Annotated in this window: 21 protein-coding genes; 9 read left to right on the forward strand and 12 right to left on the reverse strand. The window is 73.5% G+C overall.

Going from position 1 to position 25502, the window contains the following annotated elements; translation table 11 throughout:
• Positions 1 to 4 precede the first annotated feature (4 nt).
• From FJK98_RS02675 to FJK98_RS02695, 5 genes are all read right to left on the reverse strand, one after another.
• Entirely contained in the window at positions 5 to 979 is a 975-nt protein-coding gene (locus FJK98_RS02675) for a sulfotransferase family protein (protein ID WP_145917595.1), read from the reverse strand.
• Positions 976 to 4455, reverse strand: a complete 3480-nt coding sequence (locus FJK98_RS02680) for an AMP-binding protein (protein ID WP_145917596.1) — start codon at positions 4453 to 4455, stop codon at positions 976 to 978. The genes FJK98_RS02675 and FJK98_RS02680 overlap by 4 nt, the downstream gene beginning before the upstream one ends.
• The gene (locus tag FJK98_RS02685) at positions 4452 to 6239 is read right to left on the reverse strand and encodes a hypothetical protein (RefSeq protein ID WP_145917597.1); all 1788 of its coding nucleotides are present in this window, start codon (positions 6237 to 6239) and stop codon (positions 4452 to 4454) included. Before FJK98_RS02685 ends, FJK98_RS02680 begins: the two co-directional genes overlap by 4 nt.
• A gap of 312 nt (positions 6240 to 6551) precedes the next feature.
• Complete coding sequence (locus FJK98_RS02690; protein ID WP_145922532.1) at positions 6552 to 7376, reverse strand: hypothetical protein; 825 nt, start codon at positions 7374 to 7376, stop codon at positions 6552 to 6554.
• 140 nt (positions 7377 to 7516) lie between these two features.
• Positions 7517 to 8164, reverse strand: coding sequence for an FKBP-type peptidyl-prolyl cis-trans isomerase (locus FJK98_RS02695; protein WP_145917598.1), 648 nt, complete (start codon positions 8162 to 8164; stop codon positions 7517 to 7519).
• Positions 8165 to 8353: 189 nt separating this feature from the next.
• On the opposite strand from FJK98_RS02695, the gene FJK98_RS02700 reads away from it, so the two are divergent.
• Complete coding sequence (locus FJK98_RS02700) at positions 8354 to 8746, forward strand: PPOX class F420-dependent oxidoreductase (RefSeq protein ID WP_145917599.1); 393 nt, start codon at positions 8354 to 8356, stop codon at positions 8744 to 8746.
• Positions 8747 to 8808: 62 nt separating this feature from the next.
• Here the strand turns inward: FJK98_RS02700 and FJK98_RS02705 are convergent, their stop codons facing one another.
• A complete protein-coding gene (locus FJK98_RS02705; protein WP_145917600.1) occupies positions 8809 to 9849 on the reverse strand; it encodes a Ku protein in 1041 nt (346 codons plus the stop codon).
• 86 nt (positions 9850 to 9935) lie between these two features.
• Here FJK98_RS02705 and ligD (FJK98_RS02710) point away from each other — a divergent pair, with 86 nt between their 5' ends.
• Together ligD (FJK98_RS02710) and ligD (FJK98_RS02715) are read left to right on the forward strand one after the other, a co-directional pair.
• Positions 9936 to 10874 (forward strand): non-homologous end-joining DNA ligase, encoded by a 939-nt coding sequence (ligD, locus tag FJK98_RS02710; protein WP_145917601.1) that lies wholly within the window; start codon positions 9936 to 9938, stop codon positions 10872 to 10874.
• The gene (gene ligD, locus FJK98_RS02715) at positions 10867 to 11775 is read left to right on the forward strand and encodes a non-homologous end-joining DNA ligase (protein ID WP_145917602.1); all 909 of its coding nucleotides are present in this window, start codon (positions 10867 to 10869) and stop codon (positions 11773 to 11775) included. Before ligD (FJK98_RS02710) ends, ligD (FJK98_RS02715) begins: the two co-directional genes overlap by 8 nt.
• Positions 11776 to 11830: 55 nt before the next feature.
• Here the strand turns inward: ligD (FJK98_RS02715) and FJK98_RS02720 are convergent, their stop codons facing one another.
• Positions 11831 to 14212, reverse strand: a complete 2382-nt coding sequence (locus FJK98_RS02720; protein WP_240762572.1) for an esterase-like activity of phytase family protein — start codon at positions 14210 to 14212, stop codon at positions 11831 to 11833.
• A gap of 168 nt (positions 14213 to 14380) precedes the next feature.
• The gene (locus FJK98_RS02725; protein WP_205789364.1) at positions 14381 to 14662 is read right to left on the reverse strand and encodes an SCO0607 family lipoprotein; all 282 of its coding nucleotides are present in this window, start codon (positions 14660 to 14662) and stop codon (positions 14381 to 14383) included.
• A gap of 100 nt (positions 14663 to 14762) precedes the next feature.
• Here FJK98_RS02725 and FJK98_RS02730 point away from each other — a divergent pair, with 100 nt between their 5' ends.
• Positions 14763 to 15518, forward strand: a complete 756-nt coding sequence (locus FJK98_RS02730; RefSeq protein WP_145917604.1) for a TIGR03089 family protein — start codon at positions 14763 to 14765, stop codon at positions 15516 to 15518.
• Between the two features lie 254 nt (positions 15519 to 15772).
• Here the strand turns inward: FJK98_RS02730 and FJK98_RS02735 are convergent, their stop codons facing one another.
• Complete coding sequence (locus FJK98_RS02735) at positions 15773 to 16069, reverse strand: hypothetical protein (protein ID WP_145917605.1); 297 nt, start codon at positions 16067 to 16069, stop codon at positions 15773 to 15775.
• 339 nt (positions 16070 to 16408) lie between these two features.
• The gene (locus tag FJK98_RS02740) at positions 16409 to 18088 is read right to left on the reverse strand and encodes a DNA repair helicase XPB (RefSeq protein ID WP_145917606.1); all 1680 of its coding nucleotides are present in this window, start codon (positions 18086 to 18088) and stop codon (positions 16409 to 16411) included.
• A 171-nt stretch (positions 18089 to 18259) separates the two neighbouring features.
• Here FJK98_RS02740 and FJK98_RS02745 point away from each other — a divergent pair, with 171 nt between their 5' ends.
• The gene (locus FJK98_RS02745) at positions 18260 to 19147 is read left to right on the forward strand and encodes a L,D-transpeptidase family protein (RefSeq protein ID WP_145917607.1); all 888 of its coding nucleotides are present in this window, start codon (positions 18260 to 18262) and stop codon (positions 19145 to 19147) included.
• 141 nt (positions 19148 to 19288) lie between these two features.
• On the forward strand, positions 19289 to 19540 hold the full coding sequence (locus tag FJK98_RS02750) for a hypothetical protein (protein ID WP_145917608.1): 252 nt from the start codon (positions 19289 to 19291) through the stop codon (positions 19538 to 19540).
• A 41-nt stretch (positions 19541 to 19581) separates the two neighbouring features.
• Here the strand turns inward: FJK98_RS02750 and FJK98_RS02755 are convergent, their stop codons facing one another.
• A complete protein-coding gene (locus FJK98_RS02755; RefSeq protein WP_145917609.1) occupies positions 19582 to 22047 on the reverse strand; it encodes a helicase-associated domain-containing protein in 2466 nt (821 codons plus the stop codon).
• Between the two features lie 83 nt (positions 22048 to 22130).
• On the opposite strand from FJK98_RS02755, the gene FJK98_RS02760 reads away from it, so the two are divergent.
• Positions 22131 to 22754 carry an HAD family hydrolase gene (locus FJK98_RS02760; RefSeq protein WP_145917610.1) on the forward strand — a complete coding sequence of 208 codons (624 nt, stop codon included), beginning with the start codon at positions 22131 to 22133 and terminating at the stop codon, positions 22752 to 22754.
• 29 nt (positions 22755 to 22783) lie between these two features.
• Positions 22784 to 23170: a cold-shock protein gene (locus FJK98_RS02765; protein WP_088643517.1), complete on the forward strand. Its 387-nt coding sequence runs from the start codon at positions 22784 to 22786 to the stop codon at positions 23168 to 23170.
• Here FJK98_RS02765 and FJK98_RS02770 read toward each other — a convergent pair.
• On the reverse strand, positions 23131 to 23967 hold the full coding sequence (locus tag FJK98_RS02770) for a 1,4-dihydroxy-6-naphthoate synthase (protein ID WP_145917611.1): 837 nt from the start codon (positions 23965 to 23967) through the stop codon (positions 23131 to 23133). The genes FJK98_RS02765 and FJK98_RS02770 overlap by 40 nt on opposite strands.
• Before the next feature lie 590 nt (positions 23968 to 24557).
• Here FJK98_RS02770 and FJK98_RS02775 point away from each other — a divergent pair.
• The gene (locus FJK98_RS02775; RefSeq protein WP_145917612.1) at positions 24558 to 25463 is read left to right on the forward strand and encodes a GNAT family N-acetyltransferase; all 906 of its coding nucleotides are present in this window, start codon (positions 24558 to 24560) and stop codon (positions 25461 to 25463) included.
• Positions 25464 to 25502: the final 39 nt, after the last annotated feature.

The following is a 25502-nucleotide window of genomic DNA, read 5'->3' on the forward strand; positions in this document are numbered from 1 at the left end:
GCGGTCAGCCGAAGATCTCGTCCCGCAGGGGCGCGGGCAGGGCCAGCTCCTGCGCGCAGGACCGCACCGAGACCTCGTAGGACCCGACCACCTCGGCGCTGTCGGCCACGGCCAGTTCCGCGTCGGTCAGGACCGTCACCGACCGGGGCCGGAAGCGGTACTCGTCGGCGTTGCCGTGCAGACCGGGCACGACGTAGGGCTCCGGCTCCACCGGGTTGTGGATCTTCGACTGGTCGGAGTTGAGGTCGCCGGCCGCACCCCAGCCGGTGAGCATCTCCGGCCGGTACAGGTGGCCGATGCCGAGGCGGTCGAACAACCGGGACACGGTCTCCTGCGGGGCGCGGCTGCACTCGTACGGGAAGTGCGTCACCGCCAGCCCCTCGGCCCCGGCCCAGGCGCGCATCCGCGCGTAGTTGAGCGTGCTGAGCACGAAGTTTTCCACCACCCGCTCGCGCCCGATCCTGCCCTCCCACTTGGCCATCCACGAGTCGAGCGAGGCGCGCGGCTGCCGGTCCAGCACCAGCAGGCGCAGCCGGTCGACCGGCCAGCCCGCCTCGACGAGGCAGCGGGCCGGGTTGAACAGCGCCTCGAACGGCACGTACGGCCCGGCCATCTCCTTGGCGAACAGCACCGGCTCGCCGTCGGGCAGCTTCCACGGCGAACCCTCGCCGCCGGTGAGCGCGAACCGGCCGATGGTCTTGACCGGCTGGTAGTAGGCCGCCGCCCGTGCCATGCCGAACAGGTTGGTCACGGCGGTCGAGCCGACCCGGCAGCGTCCCCAGCCGAGCACCAGCAGCGGGAAGTCGTCCGGGCCACGACCGGCGAACCCGTCGCGCAGGGTACGCACGATCTGGGCGGTGACCTCGTCGACGGTGGTGGTGACGACCTGGTAGCGGCCGTCGGGCGGCAGCGCGACGGTGGTGAGCGCGTCGTCGTCGGCGGCGGCCAGCCGGTGCAGCAGCGGATAGGGGTCGGTCATCGGGACTCCCGGTGGTCGGAGGGGCGGGTGCGACCGAGGTCGAGCAGCGCGGCGACGTCCCGCAGGGCCACCGGGCGCGACGCGGCCTCGCACAGCAGCGTCTCGATGCCCCGCAGCGCCCGCTCGCAGACGGAGCCGGGCACCCGCCGGGTGTCGGCCAGCAGTTGCAGCGCGCAGCCACCGGCCAGGTAGGGCATGGCCAGGAAGAAGGTCATGTCGTGCCGGGCCACGGCGGTGACCTGCCGCACGGTGGTGTGCGCCGCCAGGGCGGTCAGCGTGGCCCGGTCGGGCGGTTGCGCCGGGACGTCGAAGTCGCGGCCCAGGCGGGCGTCGTTGAAGTACACCGACAGGTCGGCCTGCGCGCCCTCGGCCGCGACCAGCGCGTCCAGGGCCTCCGGCGGGTAGGTGGCGTGGAAGTAGGACTCCGTCGAGTCGCGGTAGCAGCGCCGCACGGCGTCGTCGACGTCACCGTCGCCGATCTCGAAGACCAGCAGCGCGTTCTGGGCGATGCCGGTGGCCAGTTGCCGCTGGCGGGGGGTGTTCCGGTTGCCGGCGATCAGCTTCACCACGGCCCGGTCCCGGCCGGTCAACGCCGCCTGGACCAGCAGCGCGGCGGTCAGCACCACGGTGGACGACGACGCGCCCGTCCGCTCGGCCAGCGTGCCGGCGGCAGCGGCCACCGCGGTGGACTCCATCCGCCAGGTGACGACCGGCAGTGGGCCGGCGTCCTGCTCCGGCCCGTCGAAGATCCGCTGCGGCACCAGGGGCAGCCGCTCCCGCCAGTACGCCAGGGACCGGTCGGCCCGACGCTGCCCGGCCGGTGACGCCTCGTAGCCGGCCTGGTCCAGTGGCTGCCAACCCGGTGCGGGCAGGGTCCGTTCGCCCTCGATCAGGGTGCGCAGCTCCGCCAGCAGCAGCTCCAGCGACCAGCCGTCCAGCGACACGTGCGAGGCGGCCACGGCCACGGCCTCGACCTGGCCGTCGACGCGCAGCAGCGCCCACCGCACCGGCCAGTCCCGGTCCAGCCGGAACGCGGTGCCGGCCAGTTCGGCGGCGGTGGTGTCCGCCACCGCCGGCAGTTCGGCGGCGGTGGTGTCCCGCACCAGTGGCGCGTACGACCCGTCGGCCAGCAGGTGCTGGCGGGGTCCGTCGGCGTCCTCGGTCATCAGGGTGCGCAGCACCTGGTGCCGTAGCACCAGCTCCGACCAGGCCGTGGTGACCCGCTCGGTGGTGACCGGGGCGGTCAGCCGCAGCACCCGCCGGATGTTGAAGTCCCGGCTGGCCTCGCCGAACCACTGCATCGGCCGGTACATGGCCATCTGCCCCCAGGTCAGTGGCGCGGAACCGGCGGACGCTCCGGAGAACCGGGCCTGCACCGCCGCGTCCCCGACCGCCGGCTGGCCGGTGTCCGCCCGCCGGGACCGGTCCGGGTGCTCCCCGGCGGGCGTCGGGGTCACGGGGCCCGGCGGCCGGTGGTCGGGCAGCCCGGCGGCCAGGGCGCGCACCGTACGGCGGTCGAACAGGTCGGCGATGCCCACCGGCAGGCCCAACTCCTCGTCCAGCCGGGTGACGACCTCGACCACCTGCATGGAGTCGCCGCCGAGTTCGAAGAAGTCGTCGTCGACACCGAGCCGGTCCACCCGCAGCACCGCGCCGACCACCCCGGCCACCGCCGTCTCCAACTCACCGGAGGGCGCGACGTACGCGGTGCTCAGCGCGGGCCGTACCGTCGGCGTGCCGGGCAGCCGACGGGTGTCGACCTTGCCGTTCGGGGTGAGCGGGTACTGCGCCACGTACAGGAACCGGCTCGGGACGGACGCCTCCGGCAGCAGACCGGCGGCGTGGGCGCGCAGCTGCGCCTCGGTCGGCCGGGGCTCCTCCTCGGACCGCAGGTAGGCGACCAGGTGCAGGTCGTGGCCGTCGGGTTCGGCGATCACCACCGCCTCGGCGACGCCGGGGCAGCGGCGCAGCGCGTCCTCGACGGCGGGCGGCTCGACGCGCTGACCCCGGATCTTCACCTGCCGGTCGGCGCGGCCGAGCACGTCCAGCACCCCGTCCGGGCCCAGCCGGCCCAGGTCGCCGGTGCGCAGCAGCCGCCTCCCGTCGCCACCGGGGTGCGGGATCCACCGCTGGGCGGTCAACACCGGCTGGCCGTGGTAGCCCCGGCCGATCACCGCCCCGCCCAGGCAGATCTCGCCGGTCTGCCCCGGCGGCGCGGGCCGGCCCTGCTCGTCGAGGATGTGCACCTCGGCGTTGGGGATGGGGGCACCGACCGGCAGCCGCCGCCCGACCGTACGGTCCGCGCCGATCCAGTACCAGGTCGCGCCGACGGTCTCGCTCATGCCGTAGTGGTTGCCGAAGCCCGACTTGGGGCTGCCGCTGATCCACGCGTCGAACTCGGGGGTCAGGTACAGCGGCTCGCTGCCGATCATGACCTGGCGGGCGACGTCGTCGACACCACCCAGGGCGGTCATCGCCCGTACGTGTGACGGGGTGAGCTTCAGGAACCCGCACGGGGCGGCGGCGGTCAACGCGATCAGGTCGTCGAACGCGACCGGCTCGGGCGCGACCTCCAGCTCCCAGTCCGCGACCAGCGCCGTGAACAGCGTCATCACCGACCCGACGAAGTACAGCGGGGCGTGCAGCACCGCCCGCTCCCCGGGCTGGAACGCGAACTCCTCGGCGCACCAGTGCACATAGTTGACGAGCTGCCGATGGGTGCCGAGCACCCCCTTGGGAGCGCCGCTGGTGCCGGAGGTGTACATGATGAACGCCAGGTTCTCCACCCGGCAGCCGCCGTCACCGTCGTCGCCGGCCGGCTCCGGCAGGTCGGTCACGTCGAGCACGGTCGACGGGTAACCGGCATCCACGAGGCCCCGGTGTTCCGGGCCGGTCAGCAGCACCGGATCGCCCGCGTCGGCCAGGATCCGGGCCCGCCGCTCCGCCGGGTCGTGCACCGACAGCGGCAGGTACGCCGACCCGGCCGCCAACACCGCGAGGATCGCCACCACCGCGTCCACCGAGCGGGGGAGCAGCACCGCGACGGGGGTCTCCGGTCCGGCGCCGTGGCCCCGCAGCACCCGGGCGGCGTGCCGAACCCGGGCCCGCAGTTCCCCGGCGGTGGCCGCGACCCCGGCACAGCGCACCGCGACGCGCTCCGGATCGGCCGCCAGCGCCCGGTCGACGAGGACGTGCAGCGGGGTGTCACCGAACGGGCGGCGCGGGCCGGTGGCGACCGACGACGCGGCGTCCACCGTGGCCGGCTCCGGCCGGACGGCGGGGCCGGCGCCGGCACCCCCGGTGGTACGCAGCGAGGCGGGCCGCAGGTCGGTCCAGTGTGCCGCGACGTGCTCCAGGCACGCCTCGACCGGCCCGGTGAACACCGTCGTCCAGCCGCCCGGCAGCGGCCGGTCCGCCGGCCACAGGGAGTACTGGTCCTCGCCGTTGACGACGACCTGGTGCGGGGCGACGCTCACGCGAGCCCTCCGACCGTCTGCTGTGCCGCGTCGAGCCGCTCGACGGGGTCCCGCCAGGACTCCTTGGTGTACCAGTCGCCGCCGAACGCGGTGATCGTCGGGGTCCAGCCGTCGTGCGCGTCGGCGTAGCCGGCGATCTCGCGCCAGAACACGTCCACCAGCGCCGAGTACCGGCAGGCGGTCCGCAGGTCGGCCAGGGTGAACGGCGGCCCGTCCATGCGGACCAGCCGGATGTCGAACGCGCCCCGGTACTGCCGGCCGCCGACCGTGAACGGCTGCTTCCACATCGCCGCGCCGGGGGCCCGCAGGGTGTAGCGGACGCGGGAGGTGCTGTGCCCACCGTGGCGCAGGTCGCCCCACTCGGCGATGTCGGGCACCAGCGGCGGGAAGAAGTAGTGCCGCTGCCGGGGCACCTCGACCCGGTCGAAGTTGCCGGGCACGAAGTGCCAGCGGTTGTACATCATCCGCTGCGCGACCTGCCACAGGATGTCGGTGACGGTGGGGGCGGGCAGGTCGGCGGCCATCTCGGGGCTGGGCAGCACGCAGCAGAAGAAGTCGGGTTTCTTCAGCCCCGCCACCTCCTCGTCGTACCGCCCGACCGGACCGTCGAGGCGGGACAGGTCCCGGATGCCGCTGGACATGCCGTAGTCGGCGCGGCTGTCGACGACCGCGCCCAGCACGATGCCCTCCAGGATGCCGGTCAGCTCGCGCTCGTCGCCGCCCGCGTGTACGCCGCGCAGGGCGGCCGTGGTGGCACGTCGCACCCAGGCGGCGGCGTCCTCGCCGTCGACCGGCCCGGGCCGGGTGCCGGTCAGCGTGCGCAGGGTCGGCGGCAGCTCGACCTGACTGCGCTGCTCCTCCTCCCAGGGCAGCAGGTACTCGTCCTTGGCGTAGGTCAGCCCGTTGATCCGCCGGTAGCGGATGTGACCGCTGCCGTCGACGAGTTCGACCAGCTCACCGGCGAGCGTGGCCAACTCGGCCAGGGTGGCGGTGCTCAGCTCCCCGGTGGCCTGCTCGCCGAGCGCGCGCAGGTACGCCGCGCAGCGGGTGGTCAGCACCTTCCGGAGGCTGACCGCGCTGAGCTGGCGGCCGTTGAACTCCTCGAACCGGACCGCCCGGCCGGTGCGGAACAGCAACTGGATGGACGCGACGAAGAGCCGCTCCTCCGGGCTCCAGTCGGCCGGTGGACGTTCCCGCAACGCGGGCAGCACGCCGTCGCGGATGAGGGTGCTGGAGCCGGAGTCGGAGCGGGAGAACACCCGACGTTCGATGAAGATCAGGACGGTCTCGACCCGTTCGACCCAGTCGATGACCTCCTCCAGCCGCTCGGCCAGGCTGCCGTCGGCGTGCCAGGTGTGCAGCATCCGGTCGAGCTCGCGGCGCTGGTACTCCTCCTCGGCCTGGGCCGGCAGCCACTCCTCGTCGATCATCTCGATCATCCACCCGGGCAGGGCGAGTTCGGCCACCACCTCCTCGACCGGTAGGTCGCCGCGCGCCGGTTCGTGGATGGTCAGCCTGCCCAGCGCCGAGTGGGCCAGCACGAACCGGGCGGGGGCGGCGTCGGCACCCGGCGCGGTCAGCCGGAGTTGCTGCCGGCCGAGCAGGTGCCGGACGATCGCCTGCTCACGCAGGGTCAGGCCGTCGAGAGCGGACCGGAAGGGCACCTTGCCGGCCATGGTGAGCAGTCGCAGCACGGCCGTCTGGGCGCTGCCGCCGAACAGTTCGACGGGGTCACGCACGTCGCGCAGTTCCTGGCTCCACTGGTCGAACTTCGTACGTCGCACGGTCCCGCCTTTCTCGACCGGGGCAGGCTGCGGCGTTCGCACGATGCGGCTCGTACGACGACGGCCACCGCCGCGCGGTGACGACAGGGCATACGGCGGCCGGCAGCCGACCTGGAGGGTGGAGGGCTCGCGTGGCAGTGCCACGGCGAGAAGGAGACGACACTCCACCCCGGTGTGGGAGCGCTCCCGATCACGAAGTCTCGCCGACGATGAAACATGTGTCAACAACGTGTGTCGGCCACCGACGACCTGCTACGACGTGTCTGCCCGGTACGACACCGATGGTCCGACTCGGGCGACGGGCCGCGGTGGTCAGGAGGAGAGCGCGGGAAGCCCGATCGGGCTGTCCGGGGGGATGACCGTGTGGCAGGCGCGGGCGACCGGGACCAGCAGCTCACGGAGCCGTTCCGTGCCGTCCGGGCCGAGGGCCAGCCAGGGACGGGCGGCGGCCCGGTCGGTCGCGTCCTCCACCGCCCGCAGGCCGGCGCGCCCCGCCTCGGTGGGGGCGCCCCCGTCGGTCAGCCACCCCCGGTCGACCAGCCGGGCCCGCGCCTGCGCCCACTCGTCCCGGGTCCAGCCCCGGCCGAGCAGATGCTCCTCCGGCCGGTCCAGGGCGACCCGGAACGCCAACGTCTCGACCGGGTCGAGACCGGCGGCGACCAGGGCGGCCACGTGCCCGTCGCCGCGGTGCTCGCGCAGCGTGGTGGCCGCCTGCCAGAGCCGGGCCAGCGGGTAGTCGCCGCGCGGCAGGGCGGCGTTGGCCGCGCCGAGCACCCGGCCGGCGGTGTCCGCCCCGACGGCCGCGGCCTCCAGCAGCGTGGCCGCCTCGGCCAGGTGCGCCTCGGGGAGTTCGTAGGTGAGCTCGGCGAGCGCCTGCACGGCCCCGGTGAGCCGGGCGCGCAACGCCTCCTGCGGGGCGGCGAGCTGCCACACCGCCGGCAGCGCCCGGCTCACCATCGGCGGGGCGAAGGTGAAGAAGACGGCGGTCACCGGGGCGGCGTCGACCGGCCCCAGCGGGGCGGCCCGGCCCGCGAAGTAACCCCGCCAGTAGCCGCGCAGCCCGATCGCCTCGTGGGCGGCGCGGGCCCGGGGGTGGAAGTAGGTGATCGCGTGCAGAGGTTCGACGTGCGTCCACATCAGCCGGGCGGTCCGCCCGGGGTCGTCCAGCGGCGGCACGCGCACCTCCGGGTCGGTGAGGGTCACCGTGGCGCGGACCGGCCGCCCACGGTGACCCCGAACCTACTGCCGGTAGGTGCCGGCCGGAAGACCCGTGTGGTCTACTGCACCGCCAGCACGTCGACGATGAACCGCAGCGGGCCGGCGGGCGCGCCGGGACGCTGCGGCTTGTCGCCGTACGCCAGGTCGGCGGGGATGTCGAGCTGGACCCGGCTGCCCACGGTCTGACCCTGCATGCCCTGGTCCCAGCCGGGAATGACGTTGCCCTGGCCGAGGCCGAAGGTGAACGGCTCGGACCGCTTCCAGGAGGCGTCGAACTCCTCACCGGTCTTGTACGACACACCCACGTAGTTGACGGTGATCTGCTGGCCGGCCTGGGCGGCCGGGCCGGTGCCCCGGATCAGCGGGGTGGCCTTGAGCCCGGTCAGCTCGCCCTCGCCCTTGGTGGCCTGCGGCTTGGTGCACAGCGCCTGGTCGGCCCCGTCGGGCAGCTTGGGGAAGTCACCCGCGCAGCCGGCCGGCGCCGCCGCCGGCTTCGGGTCGTCCTTCTCGCCGTTGCGGACCACCACGAACACCCCGACGATCACCGCGATGACGGCCACGCCGGCAACGGCGCCCAGCCACGCCTGCCGGCGCTTGCGCGCCTCGGCGGCCTTCTGCGCCGCCAACTGGGCGGCGAGTCGCCGCTGTGCCTTCGTCTCCGGGGCCTGACCCTGGCCCGCCGAACGGTTCTCCGTACGCTCGCTCACGTCCTCGACTCCCTGCTGATGTGGGTGGCCGGCCCGGCGACCCGGTTCCGTGGCCAGCGCACACGGTACCCGGATCGATGCCGAGGGTGGGCCGTCGCCCGCCCGTCGTGCCCCCGAACGGGCCGGGGCGTGCCGTTACGTGCCGCTCTTTCCGGGTGCCGGGAGCCGTCCGGCGGTAGGTTCTCGACCATGGCGATCCTCACCGACGAAGACAAGACCCTGCTCGCCGAGCCGCAACTCGCCCACGTGGCGACCATCGAGGCGGACGGCACGCCGCACGTCACCCCGGTCTGGGTGGACGTCGACGGCGAGCACATCCTGTTCAACACCGCCAAGGGGCGGCAGAAGTACCACAACATCGCCCGCAACCCGGTGGTCGCGGTCTCCGTGGTCGACCGGGCCGACGACTTCCGCACCCTCTGGGTGAAGGGCACCGCCGAGTTCGTCACCGAGGGCGCCGACGCGCACATCGACCGGCTGGCCAAGAAGTACCTCGGGCAGGACACCTACCCGTTCCGGCGGCCCGACGAGGAGCGGGTGATCGTCCGGATCACCCCCACCGAGAAGCTCGGCCGGGGCTGACCGACGCACGACCCCCGGCGGACGGCCCACCGTCGCGCCGGGGCGTCGGGCGGGTCCGCCGCTCAGGCGCTGCGGCGCGGGGTGGCCTTCTTCTCGGCGGTCTTCTTCGCGGCGGCCTTGGTGGCCTTCTTCTCCGTGGTCTTCTTCGCGGCGGTCTTCTTGGCCGGCTCCGCCTGCTTGGCCGGGGTCTTCTTCGCGGTGGTCCTGCGGGCGGTGGTCTTCTTCGCCGGTTCGGCCTTCGCCCCCGGTGCCTTCGCCGCCTGCTTGGCCGACCGGGCCGACGAGATCGGCGTCGGCTCGCCGGCCCCGCCGGACGGCGTCTCGCCCCGGGCCACCCGGGCCCGCTCCACGGACGCCTTCAGCGCCGCCATCAGGTCCACCGCTGCGGCCGGCGCGGCCTCCTCCTCCGCCGGCTGGACCACCTCGCGCCCCTCGACCTTGGCGTCGATGACCTCCTGTAAGGCCGCCCGGTAGTCGTCGGTGAAGGCGTCCGGCTGGAACTCGCCGGCCATCGAGTCGATCAGCGAGGCGGCCATCGCCAACTCCGGCGGGCGGACCTTCAGGTCCTCGTCCAGGAAGCCGAAGTCGGGGGTACGTACCTCGTCGGGCCAGAGCATCGTGTTGAGCAGCAGCACCCCGTCGCGGACCCGCAGGGTGGCCAACTGCTCCCGCTGGCGCAGCGCCACCTTGACGATCGCCACCCGCTCCGAGTCGGCCAGCGCGTCGCGCAGCAGCACGTACGGCTTGGTCGCGGTCCCCTCCGGCTCCAGGAAGTACGCCTTGTTGTAGAGGATCGGGTCGACCTGCTCGGCGGGGACGAACTCCAGCACGTCGATCGCCCGGGAACTGGTCAGCGGCAGGTCGGCGAAGTCGGCGTCGGTGAGGATCACCAGCTCGCCGCCGCCCAGGTCGTAGCCCTTGGCGATGTCGTCGTAGCTGACCTCCTCGCCGCAGACCGAGCAGGTGCGCTTGTAGCGGATCCGGCCGCCGTCGTCGCGGTGCACCTGGTGGAACCGGATGTCCTTCTCCTCGGTGGCCGAGTAGAGCTTCACCCCGATCGAGACCAGCCCGAACGACACGGCTCCCTTCCAGATCGCCCGCATCCCGATGCTCCTCTCCCCGACCTGACCAGGATCGCAAACGATCGAAGCCCCCGCACGTGCTTCCGTGCGCAACTACAGTCGGACAGGTGCCCGGCGCGCCGTTGAAGCCGATGCTCGCGATGACCGGGCCGCTCCCGGTGGGTGCCGGCTGGGCGTACGAGTTCAAGTGGGACGGGGTCCGCGCGCTCGCCGACCTGACCGGCGGCCACCCGCACCTGTTCGCCCGTTCCGGCGTGGAGATCACCGCCGCGTACCCGGAGCTGGTGACCCTGGCCGAGCAGGTCGACGACGCGCTGCTCGACGGCGAGGTGGTCCTCTTCGACCCGGCCGGGCAGCCCTCGTTCACCGCCCTCGCCGAGCGGATGCACGTCCGGGACCGGGCGAAGGCGGCCCGGCTGTCGGCGACCATCCCGGTCACGTACATGATCTTCGACCTGTTGCGGCTGCGGGGCGAGGACCTCACCGGGTGGCCGTACCACGAACGGCGGGCGGCGCTCGACGGCCTGGGGCTCGGCGCGGCCCGGTGGGCGGTGCCACCCTCCTTCACCGACGGCGCGGCGACCTACCAGGCGGCCGGGGAGCACGGTCTGGAGGGGGTGCTGGCCAAGCGGGCCGACTCGGTCTACCGGCCCGGGGTGCGCTCACCCGACTGGGTGAAGGTCAAGCTGGAGGTGACCGGCGACTTCGTGGTCGGCGGCTGGCGGCCCGGCGCGCGGAAGATCGGTGGGCTGCTGGTCGGGGTGCCCGGCCCCGACGGGCGGCTCACCTACCGGGGCCGGGTCGGCGGCGGGATCGGTGCGGCCCTGGAACGGGAACTGCTGCGCGAACTCGAACCGCTGCGCACCGACGGGTCGCCGTTCGCCGGGGACGTGCCGCGCGAGGATGCCCGGGGCGCGATGTGGGTAACCCCCCGGATCGTGGTGGAGGTCAGGTACGGCCAGCGCACCCCGGACGGGCGGCTGCGCTTCCCCCGGGTGCTGCGGCTGCGCCCCGACAAGCCGCCCGGGGAGGTCGAGGATGCCTGAGCGGGTGAAGGTGGAGGTCGACGGCCGGGCGTTGGAGCTGTCCAACCTGGACAAGGTGCTCTACCCGGAGGCCGGTTTCACCAAGGGCGAGGTGATCGACTACTATACCCGGATCGCCCCGGTGCTGCTGCCGCACCTGGCCGACCGGGCGCTGACCCGGATCCGGTTCCCCAACGGCGTCACCGGTGGCTCGTTCTTCGAGAAGAACGCCCCCGCCGCCACCCCCGCCTGGGTACGCACCGAGACGCTGCCTGTGCCCGGGTCGAGCAGGGGCCGGGAGACCATCGACTACGTGGTCGCCGACGACCTGCCCACCCTGGTCTGGCTGGCCAACCTGGCCGCCCTCGAACTGCACACCCCGCAGTGGCGGATCGGCACCCACCCGGACCTGATGGTGGTCGACCTCGACCCGGGCCCGCCGGCCACCCTGCGCCACTGCTGCCAGGTGGCCGTCCTGCTGCGCGACCGGCTCGCCCGCGACGGGGTGACGGCGTACCCGAAGACCTCCGGCAAGAAGGGCATGCAGCTCTGCTGCCCGATCAGCGCCACCCAGGACGCCGATCTCGTCTCCGACTACGCGAAGCGGATCGCCCAGGAGCTGGAACGCGAACACCCGAAGCTGGTCGTGTCGCGGATGGCGAAGAACCTGCGGCCCGGCAAGGTCTTCATCGACTGGAGCCAGAACAACGCGGCGAAGACGACGGTCGCGCCGTACTCGCTGCGGGCACAGGCGGTGCCGGCGGTGTCCACGCCGCTGACCTGGGACGAGGTCGAGGCGGGGGCGGCCGGGAAGCGGCCTTCGGCGAAGCCGTACCCGGCGGGGGAGGTGCTGCGGCGGGTGGAGAAGCAGGGAGATCTGCTCGCCCCGCTGCTCGACGGCGGCCCGGTGCTGCCGGCGTGAGCTGCGCGACGGCCCGGCCGACCCACAGCTACGGCGGGTCGGCCGGGCCGTCGGCTCAGCGGCCCCCGAAGACCTTCCGGTACGTGCCGAGCCGCAGCAGGACGGTCTCGCCGGTGGCGTCCAGGACGCCGTCGTTGTCGGTGACCGCGTACACCTGGCCGTCGCCGCCGACGGTCAGCCCCTCCAGCTTCTCCTGGGTCCACCCGTCGGTGGCCCGCAGCGCCGGCAGCACGTCCACGGCGAGCGTCTTGGGCAGCACCGTCAGCGGGCCGGCGGCGGCCGGGCCGGTCGGCAGCGGCACCGTGTAGATCCGCTTGACGGCGGCGGCCGGGCCGTTGAGCTTGTCCCGTTCGATCACGGCGAGCCGGTCACCGACCACGGTGACCTCGGAGAGCCCGATCCAGTCACCGGGGACGGAGGTGCCCTCCAGCCGGTAGCCGAACCAGCTCCAACTGTCGGCGGTCACGTCGTACCGGCCGATCCGGACGATGCCGGTCGGGTCGGTGGCGACCTCCCGCTGGAGCACCGCCCAGACGATCTCCCGGCCGTGCCGGTCGGTGCTCGCGGTGACCCCCTCGAAGCCCTGCTTGCCCAGCCCGGCGGCGACCTGGGCCGGCAGCGGCACGGTCTGCTCGGTACGCCCGTCGCCGTTCAACCGGACCAGCCTGTTCTCGCTGCCCTTCGCCCCCTCGACGGCCAGCCAGAACCCGCCCTGCGGCCGGGCGAAGATCCCCTCCGCGTCGTACCCGACGGGGGTGCCGGCGGCGTCGGTCACGGTGGTCGCGTCGGTGATCACGGCCGGCGAGCGTCGGGTGTCGACGGTCAGAATCCGGGTCGGCGTGTACGCGGCGTCGGTGACGGTGTAGAGCTGCTGCGGCCGGCCCGGTACGGCGGACAGCGCGCCCAGCGCCCCCCAGCCGATCGGCGCGCCCGAGGCGTCGTCGGCCGAGACGATGCTCGGGAAGCCCGGCTTGTCCGCACCCAACCGGTAGAGCGACACCGAGGCGCGGACACCCACCGAGGCGTCGTCGGTCTCGCTGGAGACCGCGAGCAGGTCACGGGAGGGGATGGGCAGCAGCCCCTCCGGGCCGTTGGTGGTGGGCAGCACCTGGCGCAGCACCGGGGCGGTGGGCCGGGTGAGGTCGTAAACGGCGACGAAGTTGCTCCGCTCCGAACCGACGAACGCGTACCGCACGCCGTGGTACTCGGCGATCGCCACGCCCTCCGGCTCGGTGCCCTTCTTCGCGGCCCGGTCGTTGTTGTGCAGCCCGTAGCGGACGGCGAGCCGCTCGAACGTGTTGCCGGCGTCCCAGACCACCTGACCGGTCCGGCTGTCGAAGACGGACCAGCCCCGGGTGCCGCCCCGCCAGTCACCCTCGTTGGCGGTGGCCAGGTAGCGGTCGTTGATCCAGGCCACCGCGTCGGGCTCCCGGGGGACGTCGGTGATCGACCCGGTCAGGTCGATCCGGCCGTCCTTGACCGTGTCGATGCCGCTGACCGAGGCGGTACCGGCGATGAACGCCCGGGTGATCCGGCCGGTCGGCAGGTCCACCAGCACGACCCCGTTGTTCTCCTGGAGGGTCACCGCGAGCTGGTTACGCCCGTTGATCGAGACGTACTCGGGTTCCGGGTCGGTGGGCTCGGTGATCCCGGCGGCGGCCAGCACCGGCAGCGCCCGACCGTCGGGCGCGGTCAGTGCGACGGTACGCAGCTTCCACCGCTGCGGCGTCGCCTTCCCGTCGAGGTCGATCAGCTGGACGAAACCGGCGGGGGCCTGCGGCAGGTCACCCTTCTTACGACCGGGCGGGGTGGCGTCCTCGTCCCGCTCGTTCTCGATGGCGATCGCCGCGTACCGCTCGTCGTGGCTGATCGCGATGGAGTCGGGTTGCCCACCGAGGTCGATGCTGCGTACCCGCTGCCGGGTGGCCAGTTCGATCACGTCCAGCCGACCGGACGGGGTGGTGTAGCCGGCGCTGGTGTTCACCACGACCAGCACGTAGCGGCCGACGACCGCCACCGAGGTCGGCTCGTCCTCGGCGTTGCCGAGCTGCGCCAGGGAGAGGGTGCCGAGGCCGCGCGGCTGATCCGGCCTGCCGATGTCGAGGAAGCCGATCCGCCGGGCCGCCGCGTCGGTGTAGACCAGGGTACGGCCGTTCGGGCTGACCGCGGAGATCTCGGCCACCGTCGCGGTGCCCGGGTCCTCACCTTCGGGCCGGTTCTGGAACACCGGGTAGGTGGCGGTGCGGTCGAAGGTGAGCTTCCGGTCCGGGTAACCCTGGGTGGCGTCCGCGCTGCCCGTGCCGGTGCGCCCCTGGGCGGCGACCGTGCCACCCGGGGCGGGGTGATCCGGGGCGGCGACCGCACTGCCCGGGGCGGTCAGGGTGGCCAGCGCCAGGCCGGCCACCACCGTCGAGGCGAACACTCTTCTCGCTGTCACTGCTCCTCCGAACGTTTCGATTCGGACGGAGGCTGGCAGGCGTGACCGAGCGCAGGTCGACCAGCGGGTTAACTGCCGGCGACGGGCCGGCGGTGAGCTGGCTCGCCGGCCTCGTCGTTTCGGCTGGTCTTCCCTGGTCGAAGCGGTGGCCGGGCGGGGCCGCTCCGGTCACCCGTCGATGATGACGCCGTTCGCGTCGATGCCGTGGTCGCGCCAGTAGACGTCCCACTCGTCGTCGACGTGCTGGGGAACCTTGCCCTCCGGGTAGCGGACGTAGGGCGCGGTGGGCTCCTGACCATCGGGGAAGCAGGCGCTGCCGCCCTGCCCGCCCACGGCGATCGCCGGGTACTCGCCATCGTTACAGATGTCCTCCCGGTAGCCGCAGCCGCTGGTCAGCATCAGTGCACTCAGACCCACTCCGGCAAGGGCGATCATGATCCTCGTTCGCATGGGTCGAGTCTGGTCGCGGCGGACGGCGCTGTCATGCGCACGCGTACTCACCTCTTCCCGGCTCGGTAGGGTGGGGCGTTCCGTCCGGACAGGAGGACCGATGGTTGCCCCGCTCGCCGTGACCCCGTCGACCGATGCGCCTGAGCAGGCCGACCGGCCCCTGCTGACCTACTGCGACGACGCGACCGGGGAGCGGACGGAGCTGACCGCGAGCGGGCTCGGTGACTGGGCGGCGCGTACCGCCGGGCTGCTGCGCGACGGGTGCGGGCTGGGGCCGGGCAGCCGGGTCGCGGTGCTGTTGCCGCCGCACTGGCGTACCGCCGCGGTGTTGCTCGGGGCCTGGTCGGTGGGGATGGCGGTGTCGTTCCGGCCGCGCGCCACCGCCGGGTTGCCGGTCCTCGAACCGGGCGGCGAGCGACCGTACGACGCGGTCTTCGTGACCCCGGAACGCCTGGACGACTGGCTGGAGGACGTGCCGGAGGGGGTGCACCGCTACCTCGTCGGCACCGCCCCCGGACCACTGGCCGACGTGCCGGTGGGCTGGCTCGACTGGTCCGCCGAGGTGGCCCGGCACACCGACACCCCGCCCGACTACGCCGCCGTCCACCCGGCTGCCCCGGCCACCCCCGACGGCACGAGCTACGGTGCCTGGGGACGCCTCGCCCGGGAGGTCGCCGACCGGCTCGACCTGCGCCCCGGCGACCGGCTGCTGGTCGACGCCGCCGAACACGAACAACCGGTGAAGTGGCTGTTGGCCCCGCTGGCCGTCGGCGCCTCCGTGGTCATCTGCGCCAACCTCGACCCCACCACCCTGCCCACCCGGATCGCCACCGAACAGCCCACCCACACCCTCTGACCCACCCCGCCCTGCCTCGCACGCTGGGGGGTGCTCCCGGTGATCAAGAGGTTTGCGTCAGTCTTGATCTTCAAGTTGACGCAAACCTCTTGATCACGGGGGCTGGGGCGGCGGGTGTGGCGGGGTCCGGGGTGGCGTGTGGGGCGTTGGGTTGTGATCAACTCGGGGGAGTCGATGTAGTGGTGTCGGGATGAGTCGGACAGCGCTACGTCGACTCCCCTGAGCGGATCATGGTGTGCGTGTCGGCCAGGGGGTCAGCAGGTGGTGTTGCCGGCGGGGACCCAGCCGTCCAGGGACGGGTCCTCCGCGCCGTGGCCGTAGATCCAGGTGTCGTTGTCCTCGGACCAGCCCTGGCCGTGCCAGCGGAACCCGCGCCCGGCGGTCAGGGTGCGCAGCACCTGGCCGTGCGGAGCCGTGCGCAGCCAGGTGTTCTGGGTGAGGTTGCACAGGTAGCCGGGTGCGTCGCTCGCCGAGGCCGGCGAGGCGGCCACGGCGGTGCCCGGGATGACGACGATCGTGATCGCCAGTGCGTGCAGGAGTCGGCGCTTCACTCGGATTCCCTTCGACGTGACGGTGTCAACTGTCTACTGTGGACACCGTACCCCTCGGGCGACGCGGACGCCGGTCGGGCGAGACGAGAGTCTGCCGGCCAGCCGGAACGGTTGCCTGCCGGGCTGGGCTGCCTCCCCGGGCCGGGCGCGGCCGGGGAGGCAGCGGCTGGCTGAATCGTTGACGTCATCAGCTCGAAAGGACGCGCGAGGGACAACCCACACCCGCCGCACGCAGCGCAGAGGGCGGCGGTGAGGGGCGCAGAACACCCGCGCCTGGGCGCAGCCGCCCGGCGCGTTGATCAAGACGGCCTGTCGGCTACCCGCACCCCGCCGCGCCGGTCAGTCGACCGTGGGCAGCTTCGGGCCGAGGACGTCGTCGGCGTCCACGATCGTGTACGCGTACCCCTGCTCGGCGAGGAAGCGCTGCCGGTGGGCCGCGTACTCGGTGTCGATGGTGTCCCGGGAGACCACCGTGTAGAAGTGCGCCTGCCGGCCGTCGGCCTTCGGGCGGAGCACCCGACCCAGCCGCTGCGCCTCCTCCTGCCGGGAGCCGAACGTGCCGGACACCTGGATCGCCACCGCCGCCTCGGGTAGATCGATGGAGAAGTTGCCGACCTTCGAGATGACCAGCGTGCGCAGTTCACCCGAGCGGAACGCGTCGAACAGCCGCTCGCGCTCCTTGTTGGTGGTGGAACCCTGGATGATCGGCGCGTCGAGGTACTCTCCGAGCTGGTGCAACTGGTCGATGTACGCCCCGATCACCAGTACCTGGTCGTCGGGGTGCCGCTGCACGAGGGCGCGAACCACCGGCAGCTTGGTGCGGGCGGTCGCCGCCATCCGGTAGCGCTCCTCGGCCTCCGCCGTCGCGTACGACATCCGCTCCGCGTCGGTCAGGGTGACCCTGACCTCGGTGCACTCGGCCGGGGCGATCCAGCCCTGCGACTCGATGTCCTTCCACGGCGCGTCGTACCGCTTGGGGCCGATCAGGCTGAACACGTCACCCTCCCGGCCGTCCTCGCGGACCAGGGTGGCGGTCAGGCCCAGCCGGCGGCGGGCCTGGAGGTCCGCGGTGAACCGGAAGATCGGCGCGGGCAGCAGGTGCACCTCGTCGTAGACGACCAGACCCCAGTCGCGGGCGCCGAACAGGTCCAGGTGGGTGAACGCGCCGCCGCGCCGCGAGGTGAGCACCTGGTACGTGGCGATGGTGACCGGACGGATCTCCTTGCGCTCGCCCGAGTACTCCCCGATCTCGTCCTCGGTGAGCGAGGTGCGGGCGATCAGCTCCCGCTTCCACTGCCGGCCGGCGACCGTGTTGGTGACCAGGATCAGCGTGGTCGCCTTCGCCTCGGCCATCGCCGCCGCGCCGACCATGGTCTTGCCCGCCCCGCAGGGCAGCACCACCACCCCGGACCCGCCGGCCCAGAACGCCTCCGCCGCCTCCCGCTGGTACGACCGCAGCGTCCACGGTCTACCGCCGTCCTTGCCGGCCTCGGTCAGCTCGATCGGGTGCGCCTCACCGTCGACGTAGCCCGCCAGGTCCTCCGCCGGCCAGCCGAGCTTGAGCAGCGCCTGCTTGAGGCGACCCCGCTCGGACGGGTGCACCCGGATCGTGTCGTCGTCGATCTTGTCACCGAGCATCCCGGCGAGCTTCTTGCTCTTGGCGACCTCGATCAGCACCATCCGGTCCAGCCCCCGCAGCACCAGGCCGTGCGCCGGGTCGTTGGCGAGCTGGAGCCGGCCGTACCGGTCCATCGTGTCGGCCACGTCCACCAGCAGGGCGTGCGGCACCGGGTAGCGGGAGAACTTCAGCAACGCGTCGACCACGGCCTCGGCGTCGTGTCCGGCGGCGCGGGCGTTCCACAGCCCCAGCGGGGTGAGCCGGTAGGTGTGCACGTGCTCCGGGGAACGCTCCAGCTCGGCGAAGGGCGCGATCGCCATCCGGCAGGACTGGGCGTCCGGGTGGTCGATCTCCAGCAGCAGCGTCTTGTCGGACTGCACGATCAGTGGCCCACCGCTCACGCCAGGTCCTCTCCTCGGCCGGATTCCCCGATCGGCGACGAATCCCGCCGCAGGTCGACCATCCAGTGTTGCACGGGGGTGGGAGACTGCCAGAAAATCTTCGCAATGGGTGCAACGTTTCCCAGAGCGCACGCGTCTACCAGTGGGACGACCGACCCGGGGAGGCACACGATGCAGGTCCGCCACAGAGCCCGGGTCGTCGCCCTGGCCATGGTCATGCTGGTCGGCGCCGGTGGGTGTGCGTCCGTGCCGCAGGCCGACCCGGGTGGCACAGGAGGAGGGCTCGCCCCGGTCGGCAGTGCGGAACAGGTAACGGGGGCGGGTGCCTCCTCCCTGCCCGACCAGCTGACCGGGTCCGACACGAAGCCCCGGCCCCGGGAGAAGCCGCAGCCGAAGGTCCGCGCCACCAAGACCCCGAAGGCGTCGACCGGACGTCGCCCGCGCGTCCCGCAGAAGGCCAACCTGACCCGCTGCCAGCAGGGCGAGCACCAGCGTGAGGTGGAGACGTACCTGGCCCGGCTGGGCGGGTTCGGCACCGTCACCGTGGACGGCCGGCAGACCGACGCCGACTGCGCCGCGATCAAGAAGTTCCAGCAGCGGTACGACATCCGCCCCGCCGAGGGTCGCGCCGGCCCACTGACGTACGACGTGGCGAAGCGACTGGCCACCACCGACGTCAAGCGCTGCTCCGCCGGCTCCGGCACCACCTTCTGCATCGACCTGACCCGGCAGACCACCTGGGTGATGCGCGACGGCAAGGTGGTCGCCAAGCCCACCGTCACCCGCACCGGAATGGCCGGATACGCCACCCCCGCCGGCACGTACAGGGTGAACTTCCGCAACCTGAAGGAGTGGTCCAACCCGTACGAGGTGTGGCTGCCCTACTGGCAGCGCTTCAACGGCGGGATCGGCTTCCACGAGACCACCACCTACCTGCACAACGCGGGCATCGGCTCGCACGGCTGCGTCAACCTGCTGCACACCGACGCGGTGCGCTGGTGGGAGTTGGGCAAGGTCGGCGCCCGGGTGGTCCTGGTCGGCCGCCGCCCCGGCACCTGACCCGCCCGTCCGCCCTGCCCGTCTCGGTCCGGCCCGTCGGTAGTTGTCAATAGGGGCCGGATCGGGGGTATTTCCCCCTGTCCGTCCTGGCGACCGGGTGCCACCCTGGAAGCCGGGGCCGGACGGGGTGGGAGGGCTGGGATGACCGTCGACCATGAGATGATCGCCGAGGACGCGGCGAACGGCGAGCAGGCGACACCGACCGACGAGGTGTCCACGGCCACCATGGTCGGGTACGCCGTCGCCGGGATCGCCGTCGTCGGCTGGTTCCTCTTCGGGTGGCTGGTGCAACGACAGGGCTTCGTCGACTCGGTCGGTGAGGCCGCCGGCACGGGCTTCGCCCTGCTGCTCATCGTCTCCGTCATCGGCACCGTACGCCGCAGCCGCCGCTGAGCTGAGCGGCAGCAGCAGCGGCAGACGGTGCCGCCGGGCGGTCAGTTCTCCCGGACGGCTGCGGTGATCCGGTGCAGGGCGAAGGTGTGCAGCATCTCGGTCCGTTCGTCCTCGGCGCGCAGGTAGCCGGCACCGATCGACACCGGCCGCAGCAGCCGGGACAGCGTCGCCCCGTGCGCGTCGACGTAGCCGACCCAGACCAGCGCCTTGTCCCGGACCGCCTGCTGGAGCACCGCCAGAGCCTCGGCGTGACCGTGCGCGGGCATCGGGCCGGCCGCCGCACGGGCCGCACCGCCACGGACCACCGCCGGGGCCCGTCGGGCCGCCCGCGCCGCCGCCTCGCCCCGCCGGATCTGCTCCACCACACCCAGCAGCCGGGGCAGCGCCAACCGGGGCGTGGCCAGCGGGTCCACCGCCCGCCCGGTCAACGGCACCCGGGTCGGGGCCCGCCGGACCCGGGGCCGGGCCAGCACCGTCGTGCCGCTGGCGTCCTCCGGCACCGGGGAATACCCGGCGTCGCGCAGCGCGGTCAGCATCCGCCCCACCTGGTACGGGGTGCACAGCACCGTCGGAGCCAGCCGGCGGAACGCCAACGCCGTCAGCCGCCGGTCGGCCAGCACCTCCGCGAGCAGCGCCTCGTCGTCGCTGCGCACGTACCCGCCGGCGGAGCCGACCCGCAGCCCACCGTGCTGACGGGCCACGTCGTCCACCAGGTATGTCAACCCCTGCGGAATCGGGGTACGCGACCGCCGCCGGAACAGGTCGTGCAGGTCATCGGCCGTGTAGCCGGAGTCCAGGGCACGCCGGACGCTGGCCGTGGTGACCCGGTGCACGCTGGCCCCACCCGCCGACTCCGGCTCGGTCACCGTCTCCAGCTCGGCGGCTAGCGTCGGATCGGGTGGGCCGGGCACCACCACGCTCAGGTCGGCCTGCACCAGGAAGTGGTCGACCGGGGCGGGGAGCAGGGCGTCCAGCGCCCGGACCGTACCCGACGAGTCACCGCCGTCGGCGTCGGCGCGCAACCCGAGCGGGTCGTCCCCACCCCGCTCGTCGGTGTCCGTCACGTCGGCGAGCAGCAGCCGCCCGTACGAGGTGAGCGCGCCGAGGCCGGTCACCCCGAGCCGGGCCGCCTCGGTCAGCACCTCCCGGTGCGCGGCCTCCCGACCCCGGCTGCGTCGGGGCGCCCGCCAGTCGAGCAGCGCCAGCACCTCCTCGGCGGTGGGGGCGGTGGCCGGCTCCAGCTCGGCCAGCACCCCGAGCACCGCCCGGCGGGCGGCCGGCGCACCGGCCCGCTCCGCCTCGGCGGAGAGCACACTGACCGGCCGGTCCCGGTCGTCGCGCTGCCCCACCAGACCGGCCTGCCGGCTCATCGTCAGCCAGGCGCGGGCCAGCTGCTCCCAGCGGTGGGCCAGCGACACCGCCCGCCACACCTCGTACGCGCCGGTGGGCAGCACCTGCTGTTCGCCGCCGTACCGGCTCGCGGCGGCGGGGAGGTCCAGCTCACCGAGGAGACCGGCCGCGTACGCCACCTCGACCAGCAGCGCGGTCGTCGACTCGTCCAGGGCCACCGTACGGGCCAGCCGGCGCAGGTCGCGTACCCCGATCCCGCCGGACCGCAGCACCGGCGCAGGCTCGGCGGTCAGCGCCTCCAGCAACGCCTCGGTGTGCCGTACCACCTCCATGGTCTGCCCGACCCCGGCGGAGTCGACGGCCTTGGGTTCCCGGGGCGGGGCGGCGACCGGCGGCGGGTCGATCCGCAGCGGTCCGAGCGGGCCGGTGTCCCGGCGCAGCAGCAGCCCCACCTCGCGGGGCAGCTCGACCGTTCCGGCGGAGACCGCCACCAGCAGTCGGGCCTCGACCAGCCAGCGCACCGGCGATCCGGTCGGAGCGCCACCGTTGGTCGGGTCGGGTGGCACGTCGCCCTCCGCGCCGAGCGCCGGCGCCTGAAGCGAACCGGGCGGCACGCTGCCGACCGGTGGACCGGCGGCGAGCCGGTCCAGGATCGCCCGCGCCGACGGGGGCGCGGCGAGCAGCGTCCGGCGCAGTTTCGCGGCGTCCGCGCAGAGCGCCGCCGCCCGCAGGTCCAGCTCCTCCGCCGGCCGACCCAACCCCGCCGGGTACGGCGCCAGCTCGTCCACGCTGCCGGTGACCCGGAGCGCCTGCTCCGGGCCGTATAGCAGGAACCGGGCGCGGAGCCGGTCGAGTGCGCCACGGACCGTGGCCGGGGCGGGCGGGTGCGGCCCGGCGGTGGCCAGGGCGAGGACCGCCTCGGTGGAGGTGGTGCCGTCCGAGGCGTGCCGGGTCAGCCGGGCGGCGTCGAGGATCTGGAGGGTGAACTGGTCCAGCCCGTCGAGCGCGCGGGCGACCGACACCCGCGACTCGGCCCGCAGGGCGAGCGCGGAGACGTCGGCCGGCACCGGCACGACGAGGTCGGGCCGCAGTTGGAGCAGTGCGGCGAGCGCCTCGTCGGGCAGCGCGCGCAGCTGGTCGGCGAGTGAGGTGGTCATCGTCGTTCCACGCTAGCCCGCTGCCGCCCGATCGCGCCGCCCGGACGTCCGGCTCGGGCGACCTGTCCGGGTACCTTCGCAGGATGTCCGCGCTGATGGTCGGGTTCGACCTCGACATGACTCTGATCGACTCCCGTCCCGGCATCGCCGCCGCCTACCGCGCGCTCACCGCCCGTACGGGCGTGCCGGTCGACGCCGAGCTGGCGGTCTCCCGGCTCGGCCCGCCGCTGCGCACCGAACTCGCCCACTGGTTCCCGGCCGAGCAGGTCGAGGAGGCGGTGACGCTCTACCGGGAGCTGTACCCGGCGTACGCGATCACCCCGTCGGTGCCGATGCCCGGGGCCCGGGAGGCGGTCGACGCGGTGCACGCGCACGGCGGACGGGTGATGGTCGTCACCTCCAAGATCGGCCGGTTGGCCCGGCTGCACCTGGACCACCTCGGGCTGGCGGTCGACGAGTTGGCCGGCGACCTCTTCGCCGAGCAGAAGGCGACCTCGTTGCGGGAGCACGGTGCCGCGCTCTACGTCGGTGACCACGTGGCGGACATGGTGGCGGCCGGAGCGGCCGGCATCCCGGGCGTGGGCGTGGCCACCGGCCCCTGCCCGGCGGACGACCTGCGCGCGGCCGGCGCACAGGTGGTGCTCGACGACCTCACCGGATTCCCGGCGGCGCTCGACCGGATCATCGGGCTAGCCTTGGAGCAGTAGACGTATCGAGTGAAGCAGGGGTCTCCAAGGTGCCGACGGGGCGAGTGAAGTGGTATGACGCGGCCAAGGGATACGGGTTCGTCACCAGCGACGAGGGTGGCGACGTGTTCCTGCCGAAGGGCGCGCTGCCGGCGGGTGTCACCGACCTCAAGGGTGGGCAACGGGTCGACTTCAGCGTGGTGGACAGCCGGCGCGGTGCCCAGGCGATGGGGGTCAAGCTGCTGGACGCGCCGCCGTCGATGGCCGAGCTGCGCCGTCGGCCGGCCGAGGAACTGCACGGCCTGGTCGAGGACATGATCAAGGTGCTGGAGGCGAAGGTCCAGCCGGATCTGCGCCGGGGCCGGTTCCCCGACAAGAAGACCGCGCAGAAGATCGCTCAGCTGGTCCACGCGGTGGCCCGCGAGCTGGAGGTCTGAGGCACCAGCCCGGCGTCGGCGGCCCGGCCCAGCAGCGCCTCCACGGCGGCGAACCCCGCGTCCCCCAGGTCGGCGGTGAACTCGTTGACGTAGAGGCCGATGTGCCGGTCCACCACGTCGGGCTCCATCTCCTGCGCGTGCGCGAGCACGTACTCCCGGCTGGCCGACGGGTCGGCCCACGCCTGGCGTAACGACTCGCGGACCCAGCCGGTGGCGGCCACCGGGTCGACCGCGCCCTTGCGGGCCAGGATCGCCCCGAGCGGGATGGGCAGGCCGGTGTCGGCCTCCCACCATTCGCCCAGGTCCACCAGCGCGGTCAGCCCGTGCCGGTGGTAGGTGAACCGGGCCTCGTGGATCACCAGCCCCGCGTCGTACCGGCCGGCCGCGACGCCCGGCATGATCTCGTGGAACGGGACGATCTCGATCCGGGCCGGCGGCCGTCCGACCGACCAGAGCCGGAACAGCAGGTACGCCGTGGTCCGGTCGCCGGGCACCGCCACCGTGGCCCCGCTCAGGTCGACCCGGTCGGCCTCCCCACGGGTGAGCACGAGTGGGCCGCAGCCACGGCCGAGCGCACCGCCGCAGGGCAACAGGTGGTAGTCGTCGAGCAGCCAGGGGAGGGCGGCGTAGCTGACCTTCACCAGATCGAAGGCACCCCGTTCGGCAGCGGTGTTGGTGACGTCGACGTCGGCGAAGGTCACCTCGACCGGCGGCGCACCCGGCACCCGGCCGTGCACCAGCGCGTCGAAGACGAACGTGTCGTTGGGGCAGGGCGAGATCGCCAGGGAGAGCGCCACGCCTCCACGGTAGCCCCGCTCCCGACCGTCCTCCCGCCGCGCCCGCCCCGATGTGACCCCGCCCCCTGCCGACGACATTCGTCCCGTCGACGGCCGGCTGTGGCCGGGGCTGCTGTGCCCCGGCCCGGCGTGGCCCGGCCCGACCCGACCCGGCCCGGCGTGACGTGGCCCGGCCCGGCCCGGCCCGGCGTGACGTAGCCCGACCCGGCGTGGGCGGGGCCGCTGGCCATGCTCCCGGCCGTTCCGCAGGGTAGGTCGGGGTCGAGTTCCGGGCAGGCCCGGGCGGGGTGGGGAGTACTCCTACGCGTCCTTTCGATCTGACGGCGTCAGCGATTCAGGAACCGGCTCCCGAGTCTGGGCATCCGCCCCGCCTGGTGGTTGGCTTCCCGGTGGCCCGGTGGCCCGGTGGTCGGGTGGTCGGGTGGTCGGGTGGTCGGGTGGCCCGGTGGTCGGGTGATTCGGTGAGGTCATCAGCTCGAAAGGATGTGACCTCGGTACCCTGTCCCCAGCTCCGGCGGGTTTCCACAGGGTTATCCACAGCCCGGGGTGGGGCTGTTGAAACCGCGCTTACGCAACGGGAGCATGGCGGGGTGACGACGGAGGATGCCCCGCTGGCCGACCTCGGCCGGACGGTCCGGGCGCTGCGCCGTGAGGCCGACCTGAGCCAGCGGGAGCTGGCCCGGCGTTCCGGGGTGCCCCAGGCGACCATTGCCCGGATCGAGTCCGGCAGGGCGACCGACCCACGGTTCCACACGGTCGAGCGCCTGGTGCGGGCGGTCGGTGGGACTCTGACGGTCGCACTGCCGGCCGGGCCTGCGTCGTCGGTGGCCCCGGCCACAGCTCCGACCGCGGTGTCGGCCGCCGAGGTGACCTGTGCGCTGCCGCCGGTCCCGCACGACGAACTGCGGGACACCGCCGGGCGGCGCTATCCGGCCCACCTCGACGTCTGGCCGGTGCGGGAGCCGAAGGACTGGCCGGGTGCCTGGTGGGCGGACTGGTACAACCTGCCGCCCCCGCTGTGGCCGCTGCGGTTGCCGCCGGCGGCGTACGAACGGAATCGGGGCCACCGGGACCGGCGGCGGGCGGCGGATCGGGTCCGTCGGGACGTCAGGGTCCGGTGGGTGGAGGGTGACGGGCGGCCTGCGACGGCCTGGCGGTTCGTGGCCGAGCTGCCCGACGGCACCCTTTTGGGGGAGTTGCGCGCCCACGAGCGTGACCTGCACCTGGTTTATGGGGACGACTGGGACTGGCCGCGTGAACTCGTACTCGACGGGGTGCTGGTCGCGGCCGGGCACCGCCGGATCGGCATCGGTGACCGGTTGGTGGCGGCCATGGCTCAGCGGATGGACGACAGGGGCATCGGCCTGGTCCGCACGGTGGTCGAGGAGCACATCGCCATCCGCTTCCTGTCGGCCTGCGGTTTCCGGGTCGCGTCCGCTCGTCCCCTCGCTATGACCCTGAAACGCCCGGCCGGCCCTGCGCCCCGACCGCCGTAGCCGCCCGGCCGTCCCGATTGCCGCAACCGCCCGGCCGCC

Origin of the sequence: Micromonospora sp. HM134, from assembly GCF_007833915.1 — a bacterium.
GTDB classification, from domain to species: domain Bacteria; phylum Actinomycetota; class Actinomycetes; order Mycobacteriales; family Micromonosporaceae; genus Micromonospora; species Micromonospora wenchangensis.

Excerpts from the sequence above, each read along its gene's own strand:
- FJK98_RS02675 (WP_145917595.1), bottom strand. The coding sequence starts at position 979 with ATGACCGACCCCTATCCGCTGCTGCACCGGCTGGCCGCCGCCGACGAC.
- FJK98_RS02690 (WP_145922532.1), bottom strand. The coding sequence starts at position 7,376 with ATGTGGACGCACGTCGAACCTCTGCACGCGATCACCTACTTCCACCCC.
- FJK98_RS02700 (WP_145917599.1), top strand. The coding sequence starts at position 8,354 with ATGGCGATCCTCACCGACGAAGACAAGACCCTGCTCGCCGAGCCGCAA.
- FJK98_RS02705 (WP_145917600.1), bottom strand. The coding sequence starts at position 9,849 with ATGCGGGCGATCTGGAAGGGAGCCGTGTCGTTCGGGCTGGTCTCGATC.
- ligD (WP_145917602.1), top strand. The coding sequence starts at position 10,867 with ATGCCTGAGCGGGTGAAGGTGGAGGTCGACGGCCGGGCGTTGGAGCTG.
- FJK98_RS02725 (WP_205789364.1), bottom strand. The coding sequence starts at position 14,662 with ATGCGAACGAGGATCATGATCGCCCTTGCCGGAGTGGGTCTGAGTGCA.
- FJK98_RS02730 (WP_145917604.1), top strand. The coding sequence starts at position 14,763 with ATGGTTGCCCCGCTCGCCGTGACCCCGTCGACCGATGCGCCTGAGCAG.
- FJK98_RS02745 (WP_145917607.1), top strand. The coding sequence starts at position 18,260 with ATGCAGGTCCGCCACAGAGCCCGGGTCGTCGCCCTGGCCATGGTCATG.
- FJK98_RS02750 (WP_145917608.1), top strand. The coding sequence starts at position 19,289 with ATGACCGTCGACCATGAGATGATCGCCGAGGACGCGGCGAACGGCGAG.
- FJK98_RS02755 (WP_145917609.1), bottom strand. The coding sequence starts at position 22,047 with ATGACCACCTCACTCGCCGACCAGCTGCGCGCGCTGCCCGACGAGGCG.
- FJK98_RS02760 (WP_145917610.1), top strand. The coding sequence starts at position 22,131 with ATGTCCGCGCTGATGGTCGGGTTCGACCTCGACATGACTCTGATCGAC.